The 9540-nt window shown below is 71.3% G+C and carries 6 protein-coding genes, 2 tRNA genes and 1 pseudogene; 3 read left to right on the top strand and 6 right to left on the bottom strand.

Annotated features, from left to right (window positions below; genetic code table 11):
- Positions 1-209: pseudogene (locus tag D7W81_RS43120) on the bottom strand (TolC family protein); the annotation flags it as partial.
- A 232-nt stretch (positions 210-441) separates the two neighbouring features.
- On the opposite strand from D7W81_RS43120, the gene D7W81_RS36225 reads away from it, so the two are divergent.
- Positions 442-1362 (top strand): class I fructose-bisphosphate aldolase, encoded by a 921-nt coding sequence (locus D7W81_RS36225; RefSeq protein WP_120559942.1) that lies wholly within the window; start codon positions 442-444, stop codon positions 1360-1362.
- Positions 1363-1533: 171 nt separating this feature from the next.
- Positions 1534-5340, top strand: a complete 3807-nt coding sequence (locus tag D7W81_RS36220; protein ID WP_120559941.1) for an ATP-binding protein — start codon at positions 1534-1536, stop codon at positions 5338-5340.
- A 75-nt stretch (positions 5341-5415) separates the two neighbouring features.
- Here D7W81_RS36220 and D7W81_RS36215 read toward each other — a convergent pair.
- The 5 genes from D7W81_RS36215 to D7W81_RS36195 all read right to left on the bottom strand — a co-directional run bounded on the left by D7W81_RS36215 (position 5416) and on the right by D7W81_RS36195 (position 8249).
- Positions 5416-5488: transfer RNA gene (locus tag D7W81_RS36215), tRNA-Ala, on the bottom strand.
- A 65-nt stretch (positions 5489-5553) separates the two neighbouring features.
- A complete protein-coding gene (locus tag D7W81_RS36210; protein ID WP_120559940.1) occupies positions 5554-5952 on the bottom strand; it encodes a hypothetical protein in 399 nt (132 codons plus the stop codon).
- A 60-nt stretch (positions 5953-6012) separates the two neighbouring features.
- Complete coding sequence (locus D7W81_RS36205) at positions 6013-7392, bottom strand: RsmB/NOP family class I SAM-dependent RNA methyltransferase (RefSeq protein ID WP_244227682.1); 1380 nt, start codon at positions 7390-7392, stop codon at positions 6013-6015.
- 15 nt (positions 7393-7407) lie between these two features.
- Positions 7408-8073 carry a response regulator gene (locus D7W81_RS36200; RefSeq protein WP_120559939.1) on the bottom strand — a complete coding sequence of 222 codons (666 nt, stop codon included), beginning with the start codon at positions 8071-8073 and terminating at the stop codon, positions 7408-7410.
- Positions 8074-8163: 90 nt separating this feature from the next.
- Positions 8164-8249, bottom strand: a tRNA-Leu gene (locus tag D7W81_RS36195).
- A gap of 99 nt (positions 8250-8348) precedes the next feature.
- Here D7W81_RS36195 and D7W81_RS36190 point away from each other — a divergent pair.
- On the top strand, positions 8349-9092 hold the full coding sequence (locus D7W81_RS36190) for a tetratricopeptide repeat protein (protein WP_120559938.1): 744 nt from the start codon (positions 8349-8351) through the stop codon (positions 9090-9092).
- Positions 9093-9540 lie beyond the last annotated feature (448 nt).

The following is a 9540-nucleotide window of genomic DNA, read 5'->3' as shown; positions in this document are numbered from 1 at the left end:
GTGCCGCTCGGTCCCGGGGCCGAGGGGGTGCCGGGCGAGGGGGTGGGCACGGTGGCCGGAGACATGTTGCCGGGCGAGGGCGTCGCGGTCCCCGGCGCGCCCGTTCCCGGAGCGTTCGAGGGGGCCGTCGTGGGCGAAATCTGCGCGCCCGACACGCCACCGGTGAGCATCATTGCCACTGCGAAGACCCTGCTGACTTCTCTGCCCATGCTGTGGTCCGCCTCGTGTGCGGCCGGGCATATCCGGAAGCCCGCGACGGCGCAGCATTTCTGTGCACCCTTGGACCCTGCCGGATGTCGGCTTCCGTCCAGTCGCTCGCGCGGGAAGGCGCGTAGAGGGCGTGACAGTCGCGGACATTCGGTACAGACAGGGCTTGGTCGGCGCGCACAAGGACCGCAGAATCCCGCGCCGGTTTCGACGCCTTCCTTCAAGGAAAACCCCATGGCCTACACCGACCGCGTCAAGCAGATCCTCTCCTGGTATCCCTCCGACAACCCCGGCACGCTGACGAACCTGGCGCGCCTGCTCAACCACGGCACGCTCGCCGGCACGGGCAAGCTGGTCATCCTCCCGGTGGATCAGGGCTTCGAGCACGGCCCCGCGCGCTCCTTCGGGCCGAACCCCGCCGGGTATGATCCGGACTACCACGCGCAGCTGGCCATCGAGTCCGGCTGCAACGCGTACGCGGCGCCGCTGGGCTTCCTGGAGGCCATCGCGGGCAAGCTCGCGGGTGAGGTTCCCCTCATCCTGAAGGTGAACAACTCCGACTCGCTGGCCAAGACGGCCGCGCCCATGTCCGCGGTGACGTCGTCCGTGAAGGACGCGGTGCGCCTGGGCTGCGCGGCGGTGGGCTACACCATCTACCCGGGCTCCGCGGCCCGCAACGAGCAGTACGAAGACCTGCGCGACATCATCGCGGAGGCCAAGTCCTACGGCCTGCCCACGGTGCTGTGGGCCTACCCGCGCGGCGCCCTGTCCAAGGAGGGTGAGACGGCCATCGACGTGGTGGCGTACGCGGCGCAGATCAGCGCGCAGATGGGCGCGCACATCATCAAGGTGAAGCCGCCCACGGACTTCCTGGAGCAGGCCGAGGCGAAGAAGGCCTTCGAGAAGGCGAACATCCCCACCAAGACGCTCGCGGACCGCGTGCGCGAGGTGGTGCGCTCCGCGTTCAACGGCAAGCGCATCGTCATCTTCTCCGGCGGCGAGGCGAAGGAGACGTCCGCCCTCATGGAGGACATCCGGCAGATCCACCAGGGTGGCGGCTTCGGCTCCATCATGGGCCGCAACGCCTTCCAGCGTCCGCACGCCGAGTCCATCAAGCTGCTCAAGGACGTGATGAACGTCTTCGCGGGCAAGTAGCCTCCGCGCCGTCAGCCGTGGCGTGGCGCCCTTCCCGGCCGGGCTTCACCGGGGACGGCGCCATGCCGCACCGTTCCGCCGTCAACGCAGGCGGGCCGCCGGGCCCTGCGATGGCGGGACGCCCGCGCTCCTCCCCTGGCCTCACCGGCGGGCTTCGATTACGCAACGGGGATGAACCAGGGCTCCAGGACGTCCGGTGACGACGGTGCGGACGCACCCGCGCCGGATCCGGACGCCGCCGACCCCGCGCTCCAGGAGGTCCTGGCCGGGGGCGGTGAGATGGGCGCCCTGATGCGTTCCATGGACTGGTCCAGGACGCCGCTGGGCCCGGTGTCCTCCTGGCCGCAGTCCCTGCGCACCATCGCCAGCGCCGTCATCCACTCGGGCTTCCCCATGATGGTGTTCTGGGGCCCGGAGTCGGTGAAGATCTACAACGACGCGTACCGGGCCATCCTGGGCGGCAAGCATCCGTCCGCCATGGGGCGCGCCGGGCGTGAGGTCTGGGCGGAGATCTGGGACCAGATTGGCCCGTGGGTGGAGCAGGTCCGCCGCGAGGCGCGCGTCTTCAAGGCGGAGAACCAGCGCCTCTTCATGGAGCGCAACGGCTTCCTGGAGGAGACCTACTTCAGCTTCGCCTACAGCCCCGTCCGCGACGAATCCGGCGCGGTCAACGGCGTGCTGGACACGGTGGTGGAGACCACCAGCCAGGTGCTGGACGCGCGCCGCCTCCGGACGCTGCAGGAGGTGGCCTCGCGCGCGGGCGGAAGGCTCCAGGCCCATGATGCGAGCACCCGGGCCATGGAGGCGCTCGCCACCAACCCCGCGGACCTGCCCTTCGCGCTGCTCTACCTGCTCGACGCGGACGGCACGCGGGCCTCGCTGGAGGCGCGCATGGGCCTGGAGGCGGACGGTGCCTTCTGTCCCGGAGGGGTGGGCCTGGAGCCGGGCGCGGCGTCCCCCTGGCCGCTGGCCCAGGTGATCCGCTCGGGACGCGCCGAGCGCGTGGACGGACTGGGTGCGCGCTTCGGTCCCCTCCCCTTGCGCGACGGCGTGCCGCAGCCGGACTCCGCCCTCGTCCTCCCCATGGCCCGCTCCGGCGAGTCGAACCCGACGGGCCTGCTGGTGCTGGGCATGTCCCCCCGGGTGCCGGCGGATGCCTCGTACCTGTCGTTCCTGGAGCTGGTGGCCGGAAGTCTGGGCGCCGCCATCGCGGGGGCGCGCGCGTACGAGGACGCCCGGCGGCAGGCGGAGGCGCTGGCGGAGCTGGACCGGGCGAAGACGGCCTTCTTCTCCAACGTCAGCCACGAGTTCCGCACGCCGTTGACGCTGATGCTGGGCCCGCTGGGGGACATGCTCGCGGACGCGGAACACCCGCTGGAGTCCCCGCACCGGGAGCGGCTGGCGCTGGTCCAGCGCAACGGCCAGCGGCTGCTCAAGCTGGTGAACAGCCTGCTCGACTTCAGCCGGCTGGAAGCGGGCCGCATGCGGGCCACCTTCAAGCCCACGGACCTGGGGCCGCTCACCGCGGGGCTCGCGGGCGCGTTCGACTCGCTGGCGACGAAGGCGGGGCTGCGGCTCCAGGTGGACTGCCCTTCCCTGTCCACCCCGGTGTGGGTGGACCGCGATCTCTGGGAGAAGGTCGTCCTCAACCTGCTCTCCAACGCCTTCAAGTTCACCTTCCAGGGCGCCCTCACCGTCCGCTTGCGCGAGCACGAAGGCCGGGTGGAGCTGTCCGTCAGCGACACGGGCACGGGCATCCCCGAGCATGAGTTGCCGCGCGTCTTCGAGCGCTTCCACCGGGTGGAGGGCGTGCGGGGCCGCAGCCATGAAGGCAGCGGAATCGGCCTGGCGCTCGTGCGCGAGCTGGTGGAGCTGCACGGAGGCCACATCTCCGCGCGGAGCACCGTGGGCCAGGGCAGCACGTTCACGGTGTCCCTGCCCACCGGCACGGCGCACCTGTCTCCCGAGCAGCTGAGGACGTCCGCGCAGGAGGCCGTCCACGCTCCGAACCCGGAGGTCTTCGTCCAGGAAGCAGCGCAGTGGTTGTCGGACGCGGTGGATGAAGTGCCCGTGCCCGCGCCCGTCCCGGAGGCGCCGCCGGGAATCGTGCGGGGCCACGTGCTCCTGGCGGACGACAACGCGGACATGCGCGACTACGTGCGGCGGTCCCTGGCGGGCCGCTTCACGGTGACGGCGGTGGCGGACGGCCATTCCGCGCTGACGCTGGCGCGGCGGCATCCGCCGGACGTGGTGCTGTCGGACGTGATGATGCCGGGGCTGGACGGCTTCGGGCTCCTGCGTGAGCTGAAGGCGGACCCGCGCACGGCCCATGTCCCGGTCATCCTTCTGTCCGCGCGCGCGGGCGAGGAGGCGAAGGTGGAGGGCCTCTCCGCCGGCGCGGATGACTACCTGGTGAAGCCCTTCGGCGTGCGCGAGCTGGTGTCCCGGCTGGAGGGCACGGTGAACGCCGCGCGGGCCCGCGGGCAGCGGGAGGAGCTGCTCCGGGCGCTCCAGCTGTCGGAGACGCGCTACCGGCTGGCCACCCGGGCCACGAAGGACGCCGTCTGGGACCTGGACCTGCGCACCCAGCAGCTGTCCTGGAGCGAGGGCATCCACACCCTCTTCGGCTACGCGATGGACGCGGTGCGTCCCGGGCTGGACTGGTGGGCGGACGCCGTCCACCCGGAGGACCGCGAGCAGGCCGAGCAGAGCCTCCACGCCATCGCGGACGCACCCGGCGGCAGCGACTGGCGCGCCGAGTACCGCTTCCGCCGGCAGGACGGCACCTATGCCCATGTGGAGGACCGGGGCTGGGTGGTGCGCGATGCCAATGGCACGGCGATCCGCATGGTGGGCGCCATGCAGGACGTCACGGAGCGCAAGGCCGCGGACGACGCCCTGCGCCGCAGCGAGGAGGAGTTCCGCACGCTCGCGGAGGCGCTGCCGGAGGCCGTCTTCGTCACCACCCCGGATGGCGCCATCACCTACGTGAACGGCGTGCTGCCGGAGGAGACCGGCATGAGCGCGGAGGCGCTGCTGAACTGGGGCTACCTGTGCATCGTCCACCCCGACGACATGGCCCCCAGCGGCAAGATCTGGGCGGAGGCGCTGGAGCGCGGCGACCGCTTCCAGACCGAGCACCGGGTGCGCTACCGCGACGGCCAGTACCGCTGGCACCTGGTGCGCGCCCTGCCCCTGAAGGACGCGGAGGGCCGGGTGATCAAGTGGGTGGGCACGTCCATGGACGTCCACGAGCTGCGCCAGGCCCAGGCCCAGCAGCAGCAGCGCGCGGACTTCGAACAGCAGCTCATCGGCATCGTCAGCCACGACCTGCGCAACCCCGTGAGCGCCATCCTCCTGGGCGCCGCCAGCCTGATGCGCCGCGAGGAGCTGGACGAGCGCAGCACCAAGGCCGTCAGCCGCATCCAATCCGCCGCGGAGCGGGCCCACCGGATGATCCGCGACCTGCTCGACTTCACCCAGGCGCGCCTGGGCGGCGGGCTGCGCATCCAGCGCCGCGCGTCCGACCTGCATGAAATCGTGGACGGCGTGCTGGAGGAGATCGAGGCCACGCACCCGGACCGGGAACTCCACCGGCGCCGGAGCGGCAGCGGCCTGGGCGAGTGGGATCCGGACCGGCTGGGACAGCTGGCGCAGAACCTGGTGACCAACGCGCTGAAGTACAGCCCCCGGGACACCGCCGTCGTCGTGGAGACCCACGGCGGGCCCGACGCCGTGACGCTGTCCATCCACAACGCGGGGGCACCCATTCCCGAGGACCGGCTGGGCCGCCTCTTCCAGCCGCTGCAGCGCGCCAGCGGCGAGGTGGACCACAGCACCCGGAGCATCGGCCTGGGGCTCTACATCGTGAAGCAGCTCGTGGAGGCCCACGGGGGCACCATCACCGTGGCGTCCACCGCCGAGGCGGGCACCACCTTCACCGTGCGGCTGCCCCGCGACGTCCCGGCGCCCCCGTAGCGAGCGGGCCTTGGAGCCGTGCCCCAAAGCAAAAGGCCCGCGAGATTTCTCTCGCGGGCCTCTCTCACTTCAGTGTGGAGCTAACCGGGATCGAACCGGTGACCTCTTGAATGCCATTCAAGCGCTCTCCCAGCTGAGCTATAGCCCCGTCTTTTGCTGCGTGCTGCCCGGTCCGCCGTGGGGGGCGGTCCGTGCCGTGAGGCGGCGCGACTTCTACGGCTTCTTCGTCCCCGACGCCACAACTTTTTGCGGCTTCGCGACGGTTTTTACCTTCAAACGATCCGCCACCTCTTCCCCTTCCCGGAGCAGGTCGGTGAGGGACGCGGCGTGGTCCGCCGCCGCCTTCTCCGCCGCCGCGATGGACTGGAGCAACCGGGCGAAGTTCGGGGGCAGCTCCAGCCGGCCCGCCTGCACGGCCTGCCAGACGGCCTCGCCCAGCTCGCGGTGGGTCTGCTCCTTCTTGTCCTTGAGGAAGGCCGCCTTGCCGTTGGCCCGGGCCAGCTCCGTGTTGCGTTCAACGGCCTCCCGCAGCTTGGCCAGCTTGGCCTCGGCCGCCTGGAAGGCTTCGTTGATCTGCCGCATCACTTCGGTCTGCTTCGGATCTGCCGCCACGGCTGTCACCCTCGGGAGAGGAGAAGGTCATTCGTGCGTAACGTGGCGGCTCGGCGACTGTCAACCCGCCTTGCGGACCAGCCGGGCGGCGAAGAAGCCCCCGCCGGGGACCCGGGGTGGCAGGGCGCGTAGGTAGGGGCCGTCCACTCCCACCTGGAGCTCCGGCGCCCACCCCTCCCCCACCGGCTCCAGCGCGAAGTCCGGGTGCTTCGCGAGGAAGCGCTCCACCACCGTGTCATTCTCCTCCGGCAGCACGGAGCACGTGGCGTAGACGATGCGCGCCCCGGGCTTCACCTGCGCGGCCACCTCCGCGAGCAGCGCGGACTGCGTGGCCTGGAACTCCGTGATGGCCTTCGCGGACAGCTTCCACTTCTGATCCGGCTCGCGCGCGAGCGACCCGGTGCCGCTGCACGGCGCGTCCACCAGCACCACGTCCACCGCGTCCAGCGGCACCGGATGCGGGAACGTCACCTGCTTCAGGCCGAACTCGCGCACCCGTTCGCGCGCGTCCGACAGCCGCCGCTTCGAGCGGTCTCCCGCGAGCACCTTCCCCTTCGCGCCCACCAGGTCCGCGAGCCCCAGCGTCTTGCCGCCCGCCCCCGCGCACACGTCCGCGACGGTGAGCCCCGTCAGGGTCGTCCCGGGCGGCAGGCACGCGAGCACGATGAGCTGGCTGCCCACGTCCTGCACCTGGAGCCGCCGGGCCTTCATCGTCTTCGACTCGAAGATGCGGTGGCTGGCATCCGCGACGCGCAGCGCATCCGGTGCGCACGCCACCGCCTCCGCCGCCACGCCCTCCTCCGCGAGCGCCGCCAGCACCGCGTCCCGCGTCCCTGGAGGCCGCGCGCGGAAGTGCAGCGAGGGCTCGTCGTCCAGCGACGCCATCAGCCCCGCGAGCGTCCCTTCCGGATACACCTGCGCCAGCCGCTGCGTGAGCCAGCCCGGGAACGAGTACCGGGTGGCCAGCCGCTCGACGATGGCCTCCGGGCCCTCCGGCGCGGCGGGCTCGACAAGCGGCTTCGTGACGAGCCCCTCCAGCACCGCGTCATGCAGCGTGCGCGGCCGCACCGGTCCCGGCAACTTCACCTCCGGGCCAATGCGCGTCCAACCCTCGCCGCAGAAGAGCCTGCGCCAGAGCGCGTAGCGCACCAGCGCCGTATCCTCCGTGAGCGCGTGCTTGCCCGGCGAATGCCCCAGCTGCCGCGCCGCCAGGTCCAACAGCCGCGTGTGCCGGGACAGCTCGCGCGCCGCCAGGGCCACGAAGCGCCGCTCCTGCCCGCCCAGCCCTTCCGCCTCCCGCAGCGCGGTGGCGAGCGCCGCCTTCAGCGGGTCGCCCTTGAGGACGGCGATGTGCGTTTCAATCGCCGCGGTGGCCGCGCGCCGGGACGGACGCCCCAGGCGTGACGGATCATGCGGCGTGGGCCAGAGAGGGATGTCCACGGGTGACCTCGTCGCCTAGCCGCGCAGCGGCACGCACACGGCCAGCGCACCGGCCCGCGTCTTCACCTGGGGGCACGCCCCCAGCGACAGGAAGAGGTAGCACGGCGCGGCATAGCGCTCCCCGTCCAGCTCCAGGTCGCCCTCCACCAGGAGGACCCCATGGGCGGACTGGGTGCGGTTCCAGGGGAAGGCCGCGTCCGGTCCCAGCCGCACCCACATCCGGGCGGTGTCCGGCGTCGAACCGGCGCACCGCACCCCGGGCGAAGGCTCCGTCCAGTCCGGCGAGTCCCCGGACAGGGGCTCCCGGGCCGCGGCGACCACCTGGCGCTTGAGCTCCAGGAAGCGCTCCACCAGCCCCAGGATGTCGTCCACCTGGAAGGGCTTGATCAGCAGCGCGTCCGGCTCTGAAGGATGCAGGACCTGGGCGACCTCGTCCGGACCGGCGGCGCTGACGATGGCCACCGGGTGGCGCTGCCTGCGCGCGGCCTCCAGGACACCCCGGCCGTCGGTGTGCCCTCCGGCGATGCGCATGTCGGTCATCACCAGCTCGAAGCGGTCCGCCTCCAGGGCGCGCAGCGCTTCGTCGAGGGTGCCCACCGCCTGCACGTCCGCCAGCTCGGAGACCAGCTCCCCCATTCCTTCCCGGAGGCTCGGATCATCTTCGACCAGCAGGACCTTCATCGCGTCTTCCAGCGCGGGGGACAGGGGAGCGCTTTCACTTTCGGGCGGCCCGGAAGACGGCATCAGGGGCACCGGGTCTGCGTTTGTGAGTGGCCCTCCCCGGACTCGAACCGGGACGCGGGGTCAGCCGCAGCGGATTTTGAGTCCGCCTCGTCTACCAATTTCGACAGAGGGCCCCTTGGGTGTGAACGAGGCGGCCGAACGTATATCGCGCCTTCGGTTCGTGTGCATCCGAAGATTGCGGCTGTCCACGCACACCGCTAAAGGGGCAGCGCATGTACAACCTCCTCATCTCCCTGGCCGTCGGGCTGGCGGTCGGCGTGCTGGTGAAGTTCGCCGGCGGCTTCTCCTGGTGGGCCGGCATCGTGCCCGGCATCATCGTCTTCTTCGCTGCCTACATCGTGCTCGCCCGCCGGGTCTCCACCCGGGTCCAGGCGCTGATGACGACGGTGCAGAATGATCTCCAGGGCCAGCCCGCCAACCAGAAGGAAGCCCAGGGGCGCGTGGACCGGGCCGTCAAGACGCTGGAGCAGGGCCTGGTCTGGGACAAGTGGCAGTTCCTCATCGGGCCGGAGCTGCACGCGCAGATCGGCATGCTGAAGTACATGGTGAAGGACCTGGACGGCGCGAAGCCCCACCTGCAGAAGGCCAGCGGCCGCAACTACATGGCCAAGGCCATGGAGGGCGCCCTGCACTTCCGCCGCAACGACGCGCCCGCCATGAAGGCCTCCTTCGAGGCCGCGGTGAAGAGCGGCAAGAAGGAATCCATCGTCTGGGCCGTGTACGCGTGGTGCCTCCTGCAGCAGAAGGACAAGGACGGGGCCCAGCGCGTGCTCGCGCGCGGCGTGGAGCAGAACCCCTCCGACGAGAAGCTCAAGGGCAGCCTCGCCCAGCTGCAGAACGACAAGCGCCTGAAGATGAAGCCCTACGAGCCGCTCTGGTGGCAGTTCGGCCTGGAGGCGCCGCCGGTGATGCCGCCCATGGGCGGGCGCCGCGTGCAGTTCACGAACCGGCGCTGAAGTCCCGGTGGAAGTGCCGGCCCGGCGCCACCGCAATGGCGCCCGGGTCCCCTTTCGCGGTCCGCCGCGATCCCCGTCGATGGCGCCGCTTCGTGCGTGTGCTTCCGGGGAGTTCTCAACGGATCAGCCGCTCCCCCCACCTTCCGGGCGCGGCTCCGGAGCGGCCCGCGTCCGGCAATTCCTACCGTGCGCGCCTCCCCCACGCTGCAACGTCTTCCGATTGCCTTGTTGGCTGTCGCGCTGACCCTCACGCAACCCCCTGAAAAGAGGCCGGCCGCCGCGTGAGTCGCGGGGCACAGGGCTTGCTCTCGGGCAGGGACACGCGGGCGACCGGGGCGGATGGTTCCCAAAGCCCCCGCGGAGGCGGACGGGCTTGGCAGCCGGAGGTCTCGGGTGAAGTTTGGATGGGCTTTCTCTTATACACATCTCCGAGCCCCCGAGACATGCG

The sequence above is a fragment of the Corallococcus aberystwythensis genome (assembly GCF_003612165.1).
Taxonomy (GTDB): domain Bacteria; phylum Myxococcota; class Myxococcia; order Myxococcales; family Myxococcaceae; genus Corallococcus; species Corallococcus aberystwythensis.
The sequence above is the reverse complement of the archived record's forward strand: the minus strand, read 5'-3'. Positions and strand labels throughout refer to the sequence as shown.

What these genes read in the sequence shown, in the direction of transcription:
- D7W81_RS36225 (WP_120559942.1), top strand. Translation starts at nt 442, where the DNA reads ATGGCCTACACCGACCGCGTCAAGCAGATCCTCTCCTGGTATCCCTCC.
- D7W81_RS36220 (WP_120559941.1), top strand. Translation starts at nt 1,534, where the DNA reads ATGAACCAGGGCTCCAGGACGTCCGGTGACGACGGTGCGGACGCACCC.
- D7W81_RS36200 (WP_120559939.1), bottom strand. Translation starts at nt 8,073, where the DNA reads ATGAAGGTCCTGCTGGTCGAAGATGATCCGAGCCTCCGGGAAGGAATG.
- D7W81_RS36190 (WP_120559938.1), top strand. Translation starts at nt 8,349, where the DNA reads ATGTACAACCTCCTCATCTCCCTGGCCGTCGGGCTGGCGGTCGGCGTG.